Origin of the sequence: Caulobacter sp. UC70_42, assembly GCF_044056025.1 — a bacterium.
In the GTDB taxonomy this organism is placed as follows: domain Bacteria; phylum Pseudomonadota; class Alphaproteobacteria; order Caulobacterales; family Caulobacteraceae; genus Caulobacter.
In genome coordinates this window covers 1,848,910-1,866,589 of record NZ_CP171994.1, presented here as the reverse complement: position 1 = coordinate 1,866,589, position 17,680 = coordinate 1,848,910, and the positions used below count along the sequence as shown (strand labels likewise).

Below are 17,680 nucleotides of genomic sequence, written 5' to 3'. Positions count from 1 at the left end.
CCGGGCTTGCTGCTAAGCACCGGCCCATGCTGACCGATCCGTTCTTCTACGCGGTGGCGATTCCCGCCGTGATCCTGCTGGGCCTGGCCAAGGGCGGGTTCGCCGGGATCGGCGTGGTGGCGGTGCCGCTGATGGCGCTGGCGGTGTCGCCGGTCATGGCCGCCTCGATCACCCTGCCCATCCTGCTGGTCCAGGACGTGGTCAGCGTCTGGGCCTTCCGGAAGAGCTGGGACAAGGGCCTGCTGATCCTGATGCTGCCCGCCGCGGCCGTGGGGATCTTCCTGGGCTGGGCCCTGGCCGCCTTCGTCAAGGAGGCCGCCGTCGAGCTGGCCGTGGGCCTGATCTCGGTGGCCTTCGCCCTGCAGCGCCTGTGGGCCGAGCGCGCCGTCAAGGCCGCCGCCCAGGTCGAGGCGACCCCAGGCCGGCCATGGCTGGGCGCGATCTGCGGCGCGGCGGCCGGCTTCACCAGCCAGATCGCCCACGCCGGCGGCCCGCCATTCCAGATCTACGTCCTGCCCCGCCGCCTGCCCCGTGACGCCTTCATCGGCACCAGCGCCATCTTCTTCGCGGTCGTGAACTGGATGAAGGTGCCGGCCTACATCGCCCTGGGCCAGTTCACGCCCAAGGTGCTGGCCACCGCCGGGGTGCTGCTGCCCCTGGCCATCGCCTCGACCTGGGGCGGGGTCTGGGTGGTGCGCCGCGTGCCGGCCGAGGGCTTCTACAAGGTCATCTACGTGCTGCTCGTCGCGGTCGGCGGCAAGCTGGTGTTCGACGGCGCCAGAGGCCTGTTCTTTTAGGGGACGGGCGGCCCAGAAGCCGCCTTTTCTTTCCAGCGTGTCGCCCACGCCCTTTCGCCGCCACGATGATCGACGCTTATATGTCACGGAACGAACCTAGCGTTCGGACGTACTGCATTTCGCATCGAGCGGGGCCATGACGACCACCACGACCGACATCGTCGCTTCCGAGGTCGCGACGCACTATCCCACGGCTGGCGCCAAGTGCGCCGACCTTGTGGTGCACCTGGCGGGCCTGGCCTGCGCCCTGCTGGGCGGCGGAATCCTGCTGGGCCTGGCCTTCGGGATCGGCGACCTGCGGCAGGTGGCCGCCGTCAGCGTCTACACCGTCGGACTGATCCTGATGCTGTCGCTGTCGACCGCCTACAACTTCGCCAAGGCCCGCTGGCGGCCGCTGCTGCGCCGCTTCGACCACGCCGGCATCTTCGTGATGATCGCCGCCTCGTACACGCCCTTCACCACCCAGAACCTGCACGGCTGGTGGGCCATCGGCATGACCACGGCGGTGTGGACCGTCGCCGGCGCGGGCGTGCTGGCCAAGCTGTTCCTGCCGGGCCTGGACAAGCGCTTCTGGGTCGGCCTCTACCTCGCCCTTGGCTGGCTGGTGCTGGTCGCCATCAAGCCGATGATCGACGGCCTGTCCTGGGTGGCCCTGCTGCTGCTCGCCATCGGCGGCCTGGTCTATTCCACCGGAACCATCTTCTACCTGATGCGTCGCCTGAAGTTCCGCCGCGCCATCTGGCACGGCCACGTGATCGGCGGCGCCGGCCTGCACTACGCGGCCGTCCTGGTGGGCGTGGTGCTGGCCAGCGCGCGCTAGACACCCCTGGAGAACTTCCTTGGATAAGGATCCCGCCGGCAAGATCAGCCTCCAGGGCTTCTTCAAGGACAGGAAGGCCACCGATCCGCTTCGCGGCAAGCGCCTGTCGGCGCCCACCTCGGAGCGGCATGTGGAAGCCCTGGGCTTCCCGGGCGTGCGCCTCTCGGTCGACCAGGCCGACGACGCCCTGAGAAGCGCGGCCGACCGCCTGGCGCCGGCGCGCTCGCTGATCGGCCGCGACGAGTTCAACATCCTGGCCCTGTCCGGCGGCGCGTCCGGCGGCGCCTATGGCGCGGGCGTGCTGACGGGCCTGACCAAGGCCGGCCGCCGTCCGGACTTCGCCATCGTCACCGGGGTCAGCACCGGGGCCCTGATCGCGCCCCTCGCCTTCCTCGGCCCGGCCTGGGACGAGCGCCTGACCGACGCCTATGTCGGCGGCCACGCGGCCGAGCTGCTCAGCTTCCGCCGCCTGGGGACGGCGCTGGGCCCCAGCATCTTCAAGGGCGAGAGCCTGGACGCCCTGGTCGAGACCTTCGTCGACCAGGAGATGGTCGACGCGGTCGCCGTCGAGCACCTGAAGGGCCGTCGCCTGCTGATCGCCACCACCAATCTCGACAGCCAGAGGGCCGTCGTCTGGGACATGGGCGAGATCGCCAACCATGGCGGCGACGCGGCGCTGAAGCTGTTCCGCACCCTGCTGGTCGCCTCGTCCTCGGTGCCGGGGATCTTTCCGCCCAAGCTGATCGACGTCGAGGTCGACGGCCAGCATTATCAGGAAATGCACGTCGACGGCGGGGTGGCCGCGCCGCTGTTCCTGATGCCCGACGCCCTGCTGCACTGGCGCAACCTGGGGCCCCGCTTCCGACGCGGCCGGGTGCATGTGATCGTCAACACCGTGCTGGATCCGTCGACCCAGTCGACCCCGCCGGGCGTAGCCTCGATCATGGCCCGCAGCTTCGACACCATGCTGCGGTTCTCCTACCGGCAGGCGCTGAGCCTGGCCGCCGGCTTCTGCTCGCGCCATAACCTGCCGCTCAGCGTCGCCTCGATCCCGAGCAGCTTCGAGGGCTTCAACCTGCTGAAGTTCGAGACCGACCTGATGCGCCGCATCTATGACGCCGGCGTCGAGCAGGCGATGCAGGGCACGGTCTGGACCAGCGCGGTCGAGGAACAGAGCCTCTGGCGCGGTCTCTTCAAGAAGCAGGTTCCGTCCCACGCGGCCGGCACGGGCGTCATCATCCGCGACGAACCCGGGCCGGTCGGCATCGAGGCGCCGCTGGAGCCTTGAGGCTCCCTCGCCCTTCCGGAACGCCGGGCGAAAAGCTTCAAGCCGGGCCTAGGCCCTCGCGCGCTCAGCCCGTCGACGGCTCGCCCTCGGTGGGGGTCGGGGCCTCCCCCGCCGTCTCGTCCTCCGGCCCCAGGCTGGGCAACGGCGTCGGATTCTCGATGCGGGCCCGGATCTCGGGATCCTTCAGCAGGGCCACGCGCATCACCTCGCGGGCCCGGGGCGCGGCGGCGCTGGAGCCAAACAGGCCGCCATGCTCGACCAGCACCGACATCGCGTAGCGCGGATTGTCGTAGGGCGCGAAGGCGATGAACAGATTGTGGTCCTTCAGCCGCCAGGGGACGCCCTGGTTGCTGCGCGATCCCGTCTGGGAATACTGGCGCACCTGGGCCGTGCCGGTCTTGCCCGCCATCAGCACGTCGCCAAGACCCAGCTGGCTCTGCTTGTAGGCGCCGCCGGTCGGATCGTTGGCGACCGCCGCCATGCCGTCGCGGACGATGGCCAGGTGCTCGGGCGGAATAGGCAGGTCCGCCACGGCGTCGCCATGCGGCTGGTCGACCCCGCCGATCGACTTGACGAGGCGCGGGTTCAGCGCCCGCTTGCCGTTGGCGAGACGCGCGCACATCACCGCCAGCTGCAGGGCGTTGACGTTGATATAGCCCTGGCCGATCCCGTACGGCACGGAGTCGCCGGGGTGCCAGACCGGGTCCTTCTTGAAGGCTTTCTTCTTCCACTCGCGCGAGCCGACCAGGCCCTTGCGCTGACCGGGTATGCCGAGGTCGAAGGTCTGGCCGAAGCCCATGGCGGTCGCCGTCGTGTGGATCGGATCCGGCCCGATGCGCAGCGCCATCTGATAGAAATAGACGTCGCAGGAGTTCTTGATGGCGTCATGCATGTTCTGCGAACCATGCCCGCCCTTCTTGTGGCAGTGCCAGGTGCGGCCGCCGAAGTACCAGCCGCCGGTGCACACAACCCGCTCGGTCGGATCGATCCCCGCGCTCAACGCCGCCAGCGCCACGGTCGGCTTGAAGGTCGAGCCCGGCGGGTAGACCCCGGTCATGGTCTTGTCGAGCAGCGGCTTGCGCTCGTATTCGGCCAGGGCCCGATACTCGGAGCCTGACAGACCCTTGACCAGCTGGTTGGCGTCGAAACTGGGCGTGGAGGCCATGCACAGCAGGTCGCCGTTGCGGCAATCGACCATCACGATCGCGCCGCTTTCCTCGCCCATCACCTCCAGGGCGCGGTTCTGGATGTCGGCGTCCAGGGTGAGGCGGATCTCCTTGCCGGCCGTCGCGGCGATGTCGCCGGTCGGATCCAGGCGCACGACGCGACCTTGGGCGTCCACCTCGGTCTTGGTGGCGCCGGCGCGGCCGCGCAGGTCCTTGTCGAAGGCCTTCTCCACGCCCTGCTTGCCGATCCGGAAGCCGGGATTGTGCAGCAGCACCTGATCCTGCGTGCTGTCGCCTTCGGCGGCCTTGAGATCCCGGTCCGACGCCTTGGCGACGTAGCCGATCACGTGGGCGAAGGCGCCGCCGAACGGATAGACCCGCACCTCGCCCATGTCGGCGGTGACGCTGGGCAGCTCCGGCTCGCGGATATTGATCCGCGAGAACTCCTCCCACGAGAGGTCTTCCATCACCACGACGGGCGCCTTGCGCGGGGCGCGGGCCAGCTCCTTCAGAACCCGCGCGCGGCGGGCCTCGTCGATCGGCACCAGCTTCTGGAGGTCGGTCATCACCGCCTCGGCGTCCAGGTCCTTGTCCTTGTTGACGATCAGCCGGAAGTTCGGCCGGTTGGACGCCAGCGACACGCCGTTGCGGTCGAGGATCAGGCCGCGCGGCGGCGGCGCCAGACGGTAGTTGAACTGGTTGCCCGCGGAGAGCTTCTGATAGCGCTTGGCCTCGACCAGCTGCAGCTGCGCCAGCCGGCCGCCCAGCGCCAGCAAACCCATGCCCGTCAGGCCGCCCAGCAGGAACGCGCGCCGGTGGAACATCCCCTGGCGTTCGTTGACCTCGAAGAAGAAGATGGAAGGTTCGCTCATTCCCGACTCAACCGTTCCTTGTCGAGACACCATCACGCCGCCAAACGGCGTCGAGGATTTTCCGGCGAGCGGGTCCTAGGCCTTCTTGAGCCAGCGTGCGCGCAGCTTGGCCACGTTCGGCGGGTCGGCGCGGAAGTCCGCGGCAAGGCCCAGACGGGCGTTGCACGACGGGCAGCGGACCGAGTCTTCGTCGGGAATGTCGGTCGGCGGGTCGAAGCGCGTGCCGCACGGCTTGCACTTCCAGTCCCCCGTCGGCGCGGGGGCCGGCGGCGGCGGCGGGGCGGCGTGGGATGTGAACACGGTGGCGCGGGCCGACGGCTTGACCATGCGCTCGAGCGGCGGCGGCCCTCCGGGGGCGGCGACCGGGCTCTTGAGGCTCAGGGTCTTGCGGCGCGGGGGCTCGCTATCGCTCATGATCTCGCTGGACGGCTGGTGGACGGAACGGCGCTAGCTGCATGAAAGCGGCCCGGAACACAAGCTTAATAGGCCTTTGGCCTGCCCGCCAGCGCCTGGCGCCGGCCTACCACTGGGGCTTGAGGCTGAACGACAGGGCCACCACGTCGTCCTTCTGGGTGGCCAGGCCCATGATGCCTTCCTTGGCCCTGATCTCGCGGTGGATATAGCCCAGCGAGGCCTGCATCGGGCCGCGACGCCAGGCGACGCCGGCCTGGCTGTCGCCGATCAGCTTGCTGGTGGCGTCCTGGGTCAGGCCCGCGCGGCTCCAGTCGCCGTTCTGGCCGCGCAGCATGTTCAGGCCCACGGCCCGGCCGCTGGCGGCGGCGAAGATGTACCAGCGCCCGCGTGTCCCGAAGGTCGCGTTGCCGTCCTGGACGCCCAGAGCGTCATTCACCCGCGAGCCCATGTTCTTCTTCTTGCCCATGCGCAGGGTGGCCCCGGCCTCGGCCGAACCGCCGGCCGCGCCATAGCCCAGCCCGGCGTGCGGGGTGACGTCGAGGGTGAATCTGCGGCCGTTCAGCGCCAAGGCCGAGGGCCAGCCGCGCGTCACGGTCACGTCGACCTCGCGCAGGGCGTAGCTGTCCGCGTTTTCGGGACGGGCCAAGGTCAGCGGCGCATAGGCGGCGGTCGGGGCCATGCCGGCCATCGAGACGCGGACCGAGTTGATCGGACCGCCGGCCTGGGCCTGGTGGCTGAAGGCGTTGGAGCGCCAGGTCACGGGACCCGCGCCGCCGTAGAATCGGTCGACGTCGAGAATGCGAGCGTCGCCGGCCAGGGCGGCGGCGGGCGACAGGGCGAACCCGCCCTCGACCTTGCCCTGGGGGGCGTCGAGGTCACGGGCCGCAAAGCCCGTGGCGCTTTCGGGATCGAGCGGACGCAGGCTCTCGGGCTTTACCTGGAAGGAAATCGGCGTCGTGGGCTCGGGCTTGGCCTCGCCAGCCTGAGGGGCCTTGCCGGCCTTCGCGGCCGCGCAGGCGACGCCGGCATGGCCAGTCGCCACGGCGGCGATCATCGCCATCAGGCAGAAAACGGTACGCTCCCCAGCGACCCGCATCACGGATTCCCCAATCCAGTCGGACACCCAGCCTACGCTCGTTTCACAGCGTGTCCATCGCGGCGAAAACGCACAGGGTCTGAACCCGTTGTGACAGATTAGGGTTCCGGGAACGTGAAACGGCGGCGCGATTTCCCGCGCCGCCGTCACTTTTTCGGATCGTCGCCGTCAGAGGCGCGGCAAGCCTTACTGGCAGGCCAGGCACTCGTCGTAGTCGGTCTTGTCCGGCACGTCGAAGCCCGGAGCCGCCGCGACCTTGTCCTCGGCGCCGGCATAGGCCGCGCGCTGCACCGACTTGGAGCGCAGGTAGTACAGCGACTTCACGCCGCGCTCCCAGGCCATCCAGTGCAGCATGTGCAGGTCCCACTTGTCGACGTCGCCCGGCAGGAAGACGTTGACCGACTGGCTCTGGCAGATTTCCGGCGTCCGGTCGGCGGCCAGTTCGATCACCCAGCGCTGGTCCAGCTCGAAGGCGGTCTTGTAGACGTCCTTCTCGTCCTGGCTCAGGAAGTCCAGGTGCTGGACCGAGCCTTCCTCTTCCAGGATCGAACCCCACACCGCGTCGGTGTTCTGGCCCTTTTCCTCGAGCAGCTTCTCCAGATAGGGGTTCTTCACCGCGAACGAACCCGACAGGGTCTTGTGGGTGTAGATATTGGCCGGGATCGGCTCGATGCCCGCCGAGGTGCCGCCGCAGATGATCGAGATCGAGGCGGTCGGGGCGATGGCCAGCTTGTGCGAGAAGCGCTCCTTGGAGCCGCGGTCGGCGGCGTCGGGGCACGGGCCCTTCTCTTCGCCCAGCGCGATCGAGGCCTTGTCGGCCTCGCGGCGCAGGTGCTTGAACATCCGCATGTTCCAGCTCTTGGCCAGGGCGCTTTCGAACGGCACGTTCTGGCTCTGCAGGAAGCTGTGGAAGCCCATCAGGCCCAGGCCCACCGAACGCTCGCGCATGGCGGCGTAGGCGGCGGTCGAGGCCGCGTCCGGGGCGCGGTCGATGAAGTCCTGCAGGACGTTGTCGAGGAAGCGCATGACGTCCTCGATGAACGTCGGGTGATCGCGCCACTCCAGATAGGTCTCGGCGTTGACCGACGACAGGCAGCAGACGGCGGTGCGTTCCTGGCCCAGGTGGTCGGTGCCGGTGTGCAGCATGATCTCGCTGCACAGGTTCGACTGGCGCACCTTCAGGCCCAGCTCGCGCTGGAACGAGGGCATGGCGCGGTTCACCGTGTCGGAGAAGATCAGGTAGGGCTCGCCGGTCTGCAGGCGCAGCTCCAGAACCTTCTGCCACAGGGCGCGGGCGTCGACCTCACGCAGGACTTCGTTGGTCTTGGGCGAGCGCAGGCCGAACTTGGTCCCGTCGCGCACGGCGTGCATGAACTCGTCGGTGATCGACAGGCCGTGGTGCAGGTTCAGCGACTTGCGGTTGAAGTCGCCCGAGGGCTTACGGATCTCAAGGAACTCCTCGATCTCCGGGTGGTGGATGTCGAGATAGACGGCGGCCGAGCCGCGACGCAGCGAGCCTTGGCTGATCGCGAGGGTCAGCGAGTCCATGACGCGGATGAAGGGGATGATGCCCGAGGTCTGGCCCTGGCCCTTGACCTTCTCGCCGATCGAGCGGACGCCGCCCCAGTAGGTGCCGATGCCCCCGCCGTTGGCCGCCAGCCAGACGTTCTCGTTCCAGACGCCCAGGATGCCGTCCAGGCTGTCGTTGACGGCGTTGAGGAAGCAGCTGATCGGCAGGCCGCGATCGGCGCCGCCGTTCGACAGCACCGGGGTGGCCGGCATGAACCACAGGCGGCTCATATAGTCGTAGACGCGCTGGGCGTGGTCGGCGTCGTCGGCGAAGGCCGTCGACACGCGCGCGAACATGTCCTGGTAGGACTCGCCCGGCAGCAGGTAGCGGTCTTCCAGCGTGGTCTTGCCGAAGTCGGTCAGCAGGGCGTCGCGCGAGCGATCGACCTGCACCTTCTGCACCAGCGCCAGCTGCGGGCGCTTGGCGGGCTTGATCGCGGCCAGACGGGCCTCGTTCCGGATGTTCGTCTTCGCCGCTTCACTGCCGTTCATGACCAAATCCATTGCTCAATCAGCGTGTTCCGGAGAAGGGACATGCCCCGGTCAGCCGCTATATCTTGTGGCTGAGGAGCCCCCTCAACCCACATATGGGGCCACAGTGGTGAATGACTCGTCAACGGCTCGGGCCCCAGTTTTTCGTTAACAACCTGTGAACGGCGCGAACTTGCGTAGGCGGGACAAGGGGTTGCCTGGCCGAACTTTTTTCACCCGCGACAGGACGCCGCAAGGCGCCCCAGGACATCCGCCCCCGGACAACGTCGCTCGTTAACAGGAGGGCCACAAGGGATGGTGGTCGGCGGTGGACGGCGCCCTCGGACGAGGGGGCGGAGGGGTCCAGGCGAAAGGCCCGGAAACCGGGGACTTTGGGCCTCCAAGCGTCGGAAGCCCTCCGCCCAAAGAGAAAGGGCCCGGCGTTTCCGCCGGGCCCTCCCGATAGTCAGTTCGATTCGATCTTAGAAGTTGATCGAGATCGTGGAACGGCGGTTCAGCGGTTCCTTCACACCGTCGCCGGTGGCGACGGCCGGAGCGCTTTCGCCCTTCCAGTCGACGCCGAGCACGGCGGCCGGGACGCCTTGCGAGACCAGGGCGTCAGCGACGGCCTTGGCGCGGCGTTCCGAGAGCTTCACGTTGTACTTCGGCGAACCCGACGTGTCGGTGTGGCCGACGACGACGATCTTCGTCGCGTGACCGTCGTTCGAGTACTTCGCGGCTTCCGTGACCACCGATTGCGCTTCCGGCGTCAGGACCGATTGGTCGAACGGGAAGTACACGATGAACTCGCGGGCCTCATACTGCGGCGGCGGCGGAGGCGGCGGCGGCGGGGGAGGCGGCGGAGGCGGGGGCGGAGGGGGCGGCGGCGGCGGGGGCGGCGGCGGCGGGGGCGGCGACGCGAACGAGTAGCGGAGACCCACGGTCACCGACTGGTCCTTGTACTGGCCCTTGAAGGCGCCCGGCTGGATGAAGTTCGAGCCGGTCGACGACCAGGTGTGATCCGCGCCGGTGATGTAGCGGTAGGTGAAGTCGATCTTCAGCTTGTCGGTCGCCTTGATCGAGGCGCCAGCCAGAGCTTGATAGGCGAAGGCGACATCGTCGTCGTCGACCGTCAGGTTCTGGATCGACGGGTTGGTCACGCCGTTGATGGGCGTCAGACCCGGAACGACCGGAACGTCCGAGAATTGGCCCAGGGCCTTGACGTCCAGACGGTTGATGCCGACGCCGAGACCGACGAAGGGGTTCAGCCAGGCGTCCGGAGCGAAGTCATAAATGACGTTCGCCATCAGGGTCCACGAGTCGATCGAGCCGCTCGGGCTGCCGCAGGTCGGGGCGGCCGGGGTGCGGGTCACGCCGGGGGTGCAGAGACCGATCGGGTGACGCACGGCCGGGCCGCGGGCGCTCAGCAGGTCGCCGGGGCGATAGCCGCCTTCGACTTCAGCGCGGACGTGCGGGTTGAATTGGTAGCCAAGGCGCACGAAGCCGGTCCAGTCCTTCTCGGACTTCCACGACCAGTGAGCGAATTCGCCGTCCGGCAGGGTCTGGTTCGATTGCGTCTTGATGGCTTGCGGCCAGTGATAGCCGAGGTCGACCGCGCCGTACCAGCCGGTCTCTTGGGCCGAAACGCCCGACGCGGCGAACACCGCGACCAGAGCAGCTCCTGCCAGGAGGTTGAGTTTCATCGTTGAAGAGCCCTCTATTGCCCTGCCCAGGCCGGAGACCGACCGAGCACTGTTATACCAAGGCGAACGCCACGGGAAAGTGTCAGCAAAGACACACTCGTCAGGTTTCGCCCCCCTGCCCTTTGCTCAGGAAAGCCAAACAAGACCGCCCCTCAGAAATCAACTTCCGAGCGTGCCCGCCGACATCCACTGCAGATAAGCGTCAGCTTCGTTGGGTTCGCACGTGAACCGTCCGCGCGCAAGAGCTTGAAGGCAGGAAACAGTCAAGCATTCGCGGATCGTCGCCTAAAAACCGCACATTCTAACCGCTTCAGTCAGGTCCTCGACGAACCTGCGCCTAGTCCAGAGTGGTCCGGTAACGCGCCATGGCCAGACCGGAGATCGCGACGACAAACAATCCGAGTGCGAAGAGACTTGGCCACAGCTCGGCGGCGTCCAGCCCCTTGAGCAAGGCGCCGCGCACGACTCTGAGAAAGTGCGTCACCGGGATCACGCCGCCCAGGGCCTGGGCCCATTGCGGCATTCCCCGAAAGGGGAACATGAAGCCCGACAGCAGGATCGAGGGCATGATGTAGAAGAACGACATCTGCATCGCCTGCAGCTGGGTCCGGGCCACGGTCGAGATCAGGAACCCCAGGGCCAGCGATCCGATGATGAACAGCAGGACGCCGAGGCTCAGCGCCAGCCAGCCCCCCGCCATCGGCACGGCGAACAAGGCCCTGGCCAGAACCAGGATCACCACCGTCTGGATCACGCCGACGGCGACATAGGGCGTCAGCTTGCCGATCATCACCTCGATCGGCCGGGCCGGCGTGGCCAGCAGGCTCTCCATGGTGCCGCGCTCATATTCCCGCGTGACGCCCAGCGCCGTCATCATCACCAGCGTCATCGACAGGATCACGCCCAGCAGGCCCGGCACGATGTTGTAGGCGGTGATGGCTTCCGGATTGTAGCGGCGGTGGATCACCACCTCGAACGGGTCGCCGCCGGGTTTCGCGGTCGCCCCCACGAGATCGCGCGTCAGGGCCGTCCGGGGCAGGCTGGACAGGGCCGCGATCGCCCCCGCCGGTGGCGGCCGGATCCGAGGCGTCGGCCTCGACCAGGATCTGGGCGCCGTCGCCGCGCACCACGCGACGGGTGAAGTCGGCCGGGATGGTCAGGGCGAACTGCACCTCGCCGCGCGCCACGGCTTGGTCCAGCTCCTGGGGAGACGTCGCCGTGCGGACGATCTCGAAATAGCCGCTGTTGACCAGGGCCGAGAGGGTCGAGCGCGCCATCGGCCCCTGGTCCTGCGTCAGCACCGCGGTCGGCAGGTTCCGCGGGTCGTTGTTGATGGCGTAGCCGAACAGCAGCAACTGCACGATCGGCATGACCAGGATCATGGCGTAGGTGAGCCGGTCCCGCGTGAGCTGGATGAACTCCTTGATCAGCACCGCCAGGATGCGGGCGCCGGACAGGCCTGTCGCGCTCATTGAAAATTGTCCGACGACTGGTCCATCAGCCGGATGAACACGTCCTCCAGGGTCGGCTTCACTTCGGTCCAGACCAGCGGCGGCGCGCGGTGGGGCGCGATGGCGGCCTCCAGCGCCGCGCGGTCCGTCCCGCTGACATGCAGGGCCGCCCCGAACGGGGCGGCCATCAGGACGCCGGGCTGGCCGGCCAGGACGGGCGCCAGGCGGTCAGCCTCCATGCCTTCGGCGGTTTGACCCTCGGCCAGGAAGGTCACCAGACCGCTCTCGGCGATCACCTCATCGGCCGCGCCGCGCGCCATCAGCTTGCCATAGGCGATATAGGCGATGTCGTGGCAGCGCTCGGCCTCGTCCATGTAGTGGGTCGAGACCATGACGGTCAGCCCGCCGGCCGACAGGGCGTGGATCTCGTCCCAGAACTCCCGCCGCGCCTTGGGATCGACGCCGGCGGTCGGCTCGTCGAGCAGCAGCAGCTTGGGCTCGTGCATGACGCTGGCCGCCAGGGCCAGGCGCTGCTTCCAGCCGCCGGACAGACTGCCGGCCAGCTGCTTCCTGCGCGCCGTCAGGCCCAGGCGGTCGAGGCTGTCCTTCACCCGCTCGCGGCGGCGGTCCAGCTCGTGGACGCGCGCCACGAAGTCGAGATTCTCCTCGATCGACAGGTCTTCGTAGAGCGAGAACTTCTGGGTCATGTAGCCGGTCTGGCGCTTGACCGCCTCGGCGTCCTTGCGGAAGTCGAGACCCAGCACCTCCCCCTCGCCGCTGTCGGGGGTCAGCAGGCCGCACAGCATCCGCAGGGTCGTGGTCTTTCCCGAGCCGTTGGGGCCGAGGAAGCCGGTGATCTTGCCCGTTCCAACCTGGATCGCCAGGTCCCGCACCACGTGGCGCGGGCCGAAGCTCTTGTTCAGTCCCCGGACATCGACGGCCAGGCCGCTCACGGCTTCGCGTCCAGGGGAACGATGTCGACCGGCTGACCCGGCGCCAGGGCCGGACCCGGATCGGGCCTGGCCTCGACCAGGAACACCAGCCGCTGCCGGGCCTCGCGGCTGTAGATCACCGGCGGGGTGAACTCCGACCGGGGGCTGACATAGTTGATCCGCGCCGAGCGCTCGGCCCCGCAGCCGTCGCACGAGAAGCGGATGGTCGTTCCCGGCCGATAGCGCGCCACCTCGGCCTCGGGGACGAAGAAGCGCAGCCGCACGCGGTCGTCGGACAGCAGGGCCACGACCGGCTGGTTGGCGGCGGCCCACTCGCCGGGCTGGTAGAAGACGTCCTGCACCCGCGCCGCCGCCGGGGCCTTGGGGCTGATCTGATCCAGCCGCGACTGGGCGGCGGCCAGGGCCTCGCGGGCCGAGGCGACGGCGGACCGCGCCGCGCTCACCGCGTCGGGGCGCGCGCCCAGGGTTCCGACGTCCTTGCGCCGGGCCACGGCGGCGGCGTTGGCGCGGGCGGAGTCCAGGGCGGCCTTCACCTGGTCCAGCTTGGCCGGGGCGTAGATCCCCTTGGCCACCAGCGGCGCGACGCGGTCATAGTCCGACCGGGCCTGCCGGACCTGGGCCTCGGCGGCCGCGCGTTCGGCGTCATAGACGGCCAGCTCCTGCGGGCGCTGGCCCTTTTCGGCGTCGCGCAGCTGGGCCTCCGCGATGGCCGTCTGGGCGGCGGCCTGGTCGCGGGCGGCGGTCAGCTGGGCCGCGTCCAGGGCGAACAGCGGCTGGCCGGCCTCGACCCGATCGCCGCGCTGGACGGCCACCGTGCTGACCAGCCCTGCGTTCGCGGCCCCGACATAGAGCGTCTCGCCCTCGACATAGCCCGACAGCCGGTGCGGCCGATGGGCGTCCGGCCCCAGCAGCCGCCAGCCGAGGAAGCCGGCCAGGCCGACCCCGGCCACGACGGCGGCGATGCGGACGGCGGGCTTCAAGACCTGTCCTCCGGCCGCGGCGCGAGGCCCAGCAGCACCGTGTCGGCGTGCTGCGCGATCAGCGCCTCGAGATCGACGGCCGGCGCGCCGACGGGGGTGAAGGTCTCGCGCCAGATCACGCCCGTCAGGAGAGGACCGACAATGCTGAAGGCGTGCAGGCGCGGGTCGCCCGGCCTGACCTCCCCGCGCTCCTGGCCCCGCCGGATCGCGGCGCTGACCGCCGTCAGGGCGCGGCTGACCACCTCATCATGCCAGACGCGAGCCAGCTCCGGAAAGTTTCGCGACTCGCCGATGACCAGCTTGGCCACCGATCCCAGACGGGAGGTCGTGATCACCTGGCAAATCCGGGCGAACAGCAGGCGCAGCAGGTCGGGGAACGGAAGCGTGGCCTGGGCCAGCGCCGCCTCGACCATGTCCAGGTTTGGCGCCACCGCCTCGCGGACCACCGCGCCGAAGAGGTCCTGCTTGGTCTCGAAATAGAGATAGAGCGCCCCCTTCGAGACGCCCGCCCGGGCGGCGATCTCGTCCAGCTTGGCGGCGGCGAAGCCCTTCTCGGCGAACACCTCGAACGCCGCCTGGACGATCTCGCCCGGCCGCGCCTCGGCGCGTCGACGCCATTTGGGATGTCCGGCCTGCATGACTGTTCGCCTTTAATGACCCGGAAGTCATTAAAGGCGAACAGGCCGAAACTCAAGCCTTCGCGGTCACCCGCCAGCAGGCCGAGTTCATCTCGGCGACGCCATTCGTCACGTAGGGCTCCAGCGCCTTCGTCACCGCTTCGCGAACCTTCTCGCGCACGGTTTCGTCCTGGCCCGCGAGGATGGGGTTCAGCGGGCCGACGCGCAGGCTCATGGTCAGCAGCTCCTCGGCGCTGACCGGCGTCGGATCGTCCAGGGGATCAATGACCACGTCGCGCCAGCCGCTCGCCGCCAGAATGGCGCGCACGCGGTCGGGGTCGGCGAAGCCGAAGCGGCCCGGCGCGTCCTTCTCGAACTTCGGCAGGCTGGGCAGGAACGGGGCGGCGGCGGCCAGCGGAACCGTCGCGATGGCGTTGTCCTCGGGCCCGCGCCAGCAGGCGAAGGCCAGGCGGCCGCCGGGCTTCGCGGCCGTGCGCAGGTTGGCGAAGGCCGCGACGGGATCGGGGAAGAACATCACCCCGAACCGCGAGACGATGGCGTCGAATTCAGCCCTGAAGACGTGAGTCTCGGGCGTCGGCCTGCAGAACTCGACGCCTTCCAGACCCGCCTCGCCCACCCGGCGACGCGCCAGTTCCAGCAGCGCCGGCGAGATGTCGACGCCGACCGCCCGACCTTCCGGCCCAACCCGCCACGCCGCCTCGAAGGTGGTCGCGCCCGCGCCGCAACCGACGTCCAGCACCGCCTCGCCGGCGCGCGGGTCGGCCGCGTCCGCCACCGCCCGGGCGATCGGCTGGTACATCCGGTCCAGCAGCCCCTGCTGCTCGACCCAGACCCTCCCGGCCCGGTCCCAATAGGCCGCCATGTCCTGGTCGCTCACGCGCGTCTCCTTCGTTGCGATGGTCATCGTCCCCGCGCATCCTGCGAGTTGAAGCGCACTTGAGGTCAAGCCGTGTTCGACATTGATATTTCTGAATTGGCCAAACGGACCGGCGTGCGCGCCTCGGCCCTGCGGTTCTACGAGGAAAAGGGTCTGATCGCCTCGACCGGCCGGCGCGGCCTCAAGCGGCTTTTCGCCCCGTCCGAGATCGAGCGGCTGTCGCTGATCGCCCTGGGTCGCGCCTGCGGTTTCTCGCTGGACGAGATCGGCGCGATGCTGGACGACTCGAAGCGAACCGGCCGGGACATCGACCGCGGAGCCCTGCGCGCCAAGGTCGCCGACCTGGACCGCCGCATCGAACAACTGACCCGCCTGCGCGAGGGTCTGGCCCACGCCGCCGACTGCGAGGTCCCGCGACTGATGGACTGCCCGCGCTTCCTGCGCCTCGTAAAGGCGGCGGGCCATCACCGCCGACGGTATCGGGCCGAAGCGGTCTAGCGCCCCGTCACAGCGCGGCGTCGCGCAGTCGGCGGCGGCGTCCGCCCAGGGCGTCGGGGCGGTTCAGCTTCTTGCGGTACTCGTCGCGGCGCTCGTGGATCGAGGCGATGACCAGGCCCATCGGCACGCCGATATCGACCAGCACGGCTTCGGACAGCTGCAGGCTGGCCTCGATCGTCTCGGGCACCGCGTCGGTGGCGCCCAGCTCATAGAGCCGCGCGGCATGGTGGGCGTCGCGGGCGCGGACCACGATCGGCACGTCCGGCCGGGCCCCGCGCGCGGCGGCGACCACGGCCTCGGCCACCTCGAAAGCGTCCATGGTCACCACCACCGCCTTGGCCGTGGCCAGGCCGCAGCGCTCCAGAAGCTCGATCCGCGAGGCGTCGCCATAGTAGATGCGGTCGCCGTTGCGCCGTCCCTGCTCGACCAGACGCGCGTCGCGCTCGACGGCGATCCACGTCAGGGCGTGGCGACCCAGCATGTCGCCGACCAGCTTGCCGACCCGGCCATAGCCGATGACCAGCACCTGGCCGGCCGGCTCGGGACCCACGCGGTCCGGCTCGCGCGGCGTGGACGGCGGGGCCTCGCTGATCGGCAGCGGCGCGCTCTTACGGCCCAGATACCCGCCCAGCGCCGCCAGGGCCGGAATCAGGAACATGGTCAGGGTGGCCGACACCAGCACCGCCTGGCCCAGCGGCCGCGACACCACCTCGGCGTCGATGGCCTTGTCCAGCAGCACGAAGGCGAACTCGCCCCCGGCCGCCAGGATCAGGCCGGCCTCGATCGCGGCGCGCCGGTTCAGGCCCATGGCCAGGCCGCCGACGAACACCACGGCCGTCTTCAGCAGCATCAGGCCGACCGCCGTGGCCAGGATCGCCACGGGCTGGGCGGCCAGCAGGGACAGATCCAGGCGGATGCCCAGCGAGACGAAGAACAGGCTCAGCAACAGGCCCTTGAACGGCTCGATCTTGACCTCGACCTCGTGGCGATACTCGGTCTCGGCCAGCAGTATGCCGGCGACGAAGGCGCCCAGCGCCATCGAGAGGCCCGAGAGCGCGCTGACCAGACCCGCGCCGATGATCACCAGCAGGCAGGCGGCCATGAACATCTCTTCGCTCTTGGCCTTGGCGACGGACTTCAGCATCGGCCGCAGCGCCAGACGCCCGACCAGCACGATCGCGCCCAGGCCCAGGGCCGCGGGCGCCAGGGCCAGCAGGTCCTTGACCTGGAACGATCCATGGCCGCGGCCGAGAATGGCCAGGGTGATCAGGATCGGGGCCACGGCCAGGTCCTGGAACAGCAGCACCGAGAAGGTGGCGCGGCCGGCTTCGGAATGCAGGCGGCGGCGCTCGGCCAGGACGGGCACGGCGATGGCGGTCGACGACAGGGTCAGGGCCGCGCCGATGGTCAGGGCCGCCACCGGCTCCTGCCCGAGCAGCATGGCCCCGCCGCCCAAGGCCAGGGAGCAGCCGATCACCTGCACCGCGCCGAGGCCGAACACCCACTTGCGCATCAGCCTCAGGCGCTCCCACGAGAGCTCCAGCCCGATCATGAACAGCAGGAACACGACCCCGAACTCGGCCAGCTGGGCGATTTCGTCGGGATTGTCGACGGTGACGTAGTCCAGCCACGGGGCGTAAGGGATGAACCGCCCCAGGCCGAACGGCCCCAGAATGACTCCGGCCAGCAGATAGCCCAGGATCGGATTGATTTTCAGGCGCTTGAAGAGCGGCGCGACGATACCGGCGGTCGCCAGGAACAGGACCAGGTCCTTGTAGCTCTCTGGTGAAACCTCGTGCTGCACGCGCCCTCCTCGTTGATCCTAGTCAGCTCTCTTCAGACGCACGCCCGCCCCAGCTTCATCCGCCGCGATCAGCGACACCCCGCCGGCCTCGATCGCGTCGATCAGGAGGCGCTCGGTGCTATGGTGCAACGCATGGCGCTCGGTCTCGAAGTCCTTGACCGTGCTCCGTGACACGCCCGCCTTGTCGGCAAGCTCGCCCTGGGACCAATTAATCAGCCCGCGAGCGGCCCGGCATTGCGCCGGAAGGAGAATTTTTGCGTGCGGCATCTGGCGTACCTGGGTT

At 69.1% G+C, this 17,680-nt stretch carries 17 protein-coding genes; 4 read left to right on the top strand and 13 right to left on the bottom strand.

From position 1 onward, the window contains the following. Positions 1-26: 26 nt before the first annotated feature. The 3 genes from ACHMW8_RS09465 to ACHMW8_RS09455 all read left to right on the top strand — a co-directional run bounded on the left by ACHMW8_RS09465 (position 27) and on the right by ACHMW8_RS09455 (position 2,905). Complete coding sequence (locus ACHMW8_RS09465; RefSeq protein ID WP_125157017.1) at positions 27-797, top strand: sulfite exporter TauE/SafE family protein; 771 nt, start codon at positions 27-29, stop codon at positions 795-797. A 136-nt stretch (positions 798-933) separates the two neighbouring features. Continuing rightward, on the top strand, positions 934-1,617 hold the full coding sequence (locus ACHMW8_RS09460) for a hemolysin III family protein (RefSeq protein ID WP_125157018.1): 684 nt from the start codon (positions 934-936) through the stop codon (positions 1,615-1,617). Between the two features lie 19 nt (positions 1,618-1,636). Further along, positions 1,637-2,905 (top strand): patatin-like phospholipase family protein, encoded by a 1,269-nt coding sequence (locus tag ACHMW8_RS09455; protein ID WP_395445386.1) that lies wholly within the window; start codon positions 1,637-1,639, stop codon positions 2,903-2,905. A 64-nt stretch (positions 2,906-2,969) separates the two neighbouring features. Here ACHMW8_RS09455 and mrdA read toward each other — a convergent pair whose 3' ends face one another. The 11 genes from mrdA to ACHMW8_RS09400 form a co-directional block, all read right to left on the bottom strand. After that, complete coding sequence (gene mrdA / locus ACHMW8_RS09450) at positions 2,970-4,943, bottom strand: penicillin-binding protein 2 (protein ID WP_395445385.1); 1,974 nt, start codon at positions 4,941-4,943, stop codon at positions 2,970-2,972. Positions 4,944-5,018: 75 nt separating this feature from the next. Then, positions 5,019-5,357 carry a hypothetical protein gene (locus tag ACHMW8_RS09445; protein ID WP_395445384.1) on the bottom strand — a complete coding sequence of 113 codons (339 nt, stop codon included), beginning with the start codon at positions 5,355-5,357 and terminating at the stop codon, positions 5,019-5,021. 106 nt (positions 5,358-5,463) lie between these two features. Then, entirely contained in the window at positions 5,464-6,453 is a 990-nt protein-coding gene (locus ACHMW8_RS09440) for a lipid A-modifier LpxR family protein (protein ID WP_395445383.1), read from the bottom strand. 186 nt (positions 6,454-6,639) lie between these two features. Further along, positions 6,640-8,520, bottom strand: a complete 1,881-nt coding sequence (locus ACHMW8_RS09435; protein ID WP_125157343.1) for a ribonucleoside-diphosphate reductase subunit alpha — start codon at positions 8,518-8,520, stop codon at positions 6,640-6,642. A gap of 455 nt (positions 8,521-8,975) precedes the next feature. After that, on the bottom strand, positions 8,976-10,196 hold the full coding sequence (locus tag ACHMW8_RS09430) for an OmpA family protein (protein WP_395445382.1): 1,221 nt from the start codon (positions 10,194-10,196) through the stop codon (positions 8,976-8,978). Positions 10,197-10,533: 337 nt separating this feature from the next. Beyond that, on the bottom strand, positions 10,534-11,133 hold the full coding sequence (locus ACHMW8_RS09425) for an ABC transporter permease (RefSeq protein ID WP_395445934.1): 600 nt from the start codon (positions 11,131-11,133) through the stop codon (positions 10,534-10,536). Continuing rightward, positions 11,039-11,668: an ABC transporter permease gene (locus ACHMW8_RS09420; protein WP_395445381.1), complete on the bottom strand. Its 630-nt coding sequence runs from the start codon at positions 11,666-11,668 to the stop codon at positions 11,039-11,041. Before ACHMW8_RS09420 ends, ACHMW8_RS09425 begins: the two co-directional genes overlap by 95 nt. Next, positions 11,665-12,600 (bottom strand): ABC transporter ATP-binding protein, encoded by a 936-nt coding sequence (locus ACHMW8_RS09415; protein ID WP_395445380.1) that lies wholly within the window; start codon positions 12,598-12,600, stop codon positions 11,665-11,667. The genes ACHMW8_RS09420 and ACHMW8_RS09415 overlap by 4 nt, the downstream gene beginning before the upstream one ends. Next, the gene (locus ACHMW8_RS09410) at positions 12,597-13,580 is read right to left on the bottom strand and encodes an HlyD family secretion protein (protein ID WP_125157026.1); all 984 of its coding nucleotides are present in this window, start codon (positions 13,578-13,580) and stop codon (positions 12,597-12,599) included. The genes ACHMW8_RS09415 and ACHMW8_RS09410 overlap by 4 nt, the downstream gene beginning before the upstream one ends. After that, entirely contained in the window at positions 13,577-14,218 is a 642-nt protein-coding gene (locus ACHMW8_RS09405) for a TetR/AcrR family transcriptional regulator (RefSeq protein ID WP_395445379.1), read from the bottom strand. Before ACHMW8_RS09405 ends, ACHMW8_RS09410 begins: the two co-directional genes overlap by 4 nt. Positions 14,219-14,270: 52 nt before the next feature. After that, positions 14,271-15,095 (bottom strand): class I SAM-dependent methyltransferase, encoded by an 825-nt coding sequence (locus tag ACHMW8_RS09400; RefSeq protein ID WP_395445378.1) that lies wholly within the window; start codon positions 15,093-15,095, stop codon positions 14,271-14,273. A gap of 96 nt (positions 15,096-15,191) precedes the next feature. Between ACHMW8_RS09400 and ACHMW8_RS09395 the strand changes: the two genes are divergently transcribed. Continuing rightward, positions 15,192-15,593 (top strand): MerR family DNA-binding protein, encoded by a 402-nt coding sequence (locus tag ACHMW8_RS09395; RefSeq protein WP_233586552.1) that lies wholly within the window; start codon positions 15,192-15,194, stop codon positions 15,591-15,593. 7 nt (positions 15,594-15,600) lie between these two features. On the opposite strand, the gene ACHMW8_RS09390 is transcribed toward ACHMW8_RS09395, so the two are convergent. Together ACHMW8_RS09390 and ACHMW8_RS09385 are read right to left on the bottom strand one after the other, a co-directional pair. Further along, positions 15,601-17,397, bottom strand: coding sequence for a cation:proton antiporter (locus ACHMW8_RS09390; RefSeq protein WP_125157030.1), 1,797 nt, complete (start codon positions 17,395-17,397; stop codon positions 15,601-15,603). 18 nt (positions 17,398-17,415) lie between these two features. After that, positions 17,416-17,664, bottom strand: a complete 249-nt coding sequence (locus ACHMW8_RS09385) for a helix-turn-helix domain-containing protein (RefSeq protein ID WP_125157344.1) — start codon at positions 17,662-17,664, stop codon at positions 17,416-17,418. Between the last annotated feature and the right edge of the window lie 16 nt (positions 17,665-17,680).

What these genes read in the sequence shown, in the direction of transcription:
- ACHMW8_RS09465 (WP_125157017.1), top strand. Translation starts at nt 27, where the DNA reads ATGCTGACCGATCCGTTCTTCTACGCGGTGGCGATTCCCGCCGTGATC.
- ACHMW8_RS09460 (WP_125157018.1), top strand. Translation starts at nt 934, where the DNA reads ATGACGACCACCACGACCGACATCGTCGCTTCCGAGGTCGCGACGCAC.
- mrdA (WP_395445385.1), bottom strand. Translation starts at nt 4,943, where the DNA reads ATGAGCGAACCTTCCATCTTCTTCTTCGAGGTCAACGAACGCCAGGGG.
- ACHMW8_RS09445 (WP_395445384.1), bottom strand. Translation starts at nt 5,357, where the DNA reads ATGAGCGATAGCGAGCCCCCGCGCCGCAAGACCCTGAGCCTCAAGAGC.
- ACHMW8_RS09440 (WP_395445383.1), bottom strand. Translation starts at nt 6,453, where the DNA reads ATGCGGGTCGCTGGGGAGCGTACCGTTTTCTGCCTGATGGCGATGATC.
- ACHMW8_RS09430 (WP_395445382.1), bottom strand. Translation starts at nt 10,196, where the DNA reads ATGAAACTCAACCTCCTGGCAGGAGCTGCTCTGGTCGCGGTGTTCGCC.
- ACHMW8_RS09420 (WP_395445381.1), bottom strand. Translation starts at nt 11,668, where the DNA reads ATGAGCGCGACAGGCCTGTCCGGCGCCCGCATCCTGGCGGTGCTGATC.
- ACHMW8_RS09405 (WP_395445379.1), bottom strand. Translation starts at nt 14,218, where the DNA reads ATGCAGGCCGGACATCCCAAATGGCGTCGACGCGCCGAGGCGCGGCCG.
- ACHMW8_RS09385 (WP_125157344.1), bottom strand. Translation starts at nt 17,664, where the DNA reads ATGCCGCACGCAAAAATTCTCCTTCCGGCGCAATGCCGGGCCGCTCGC.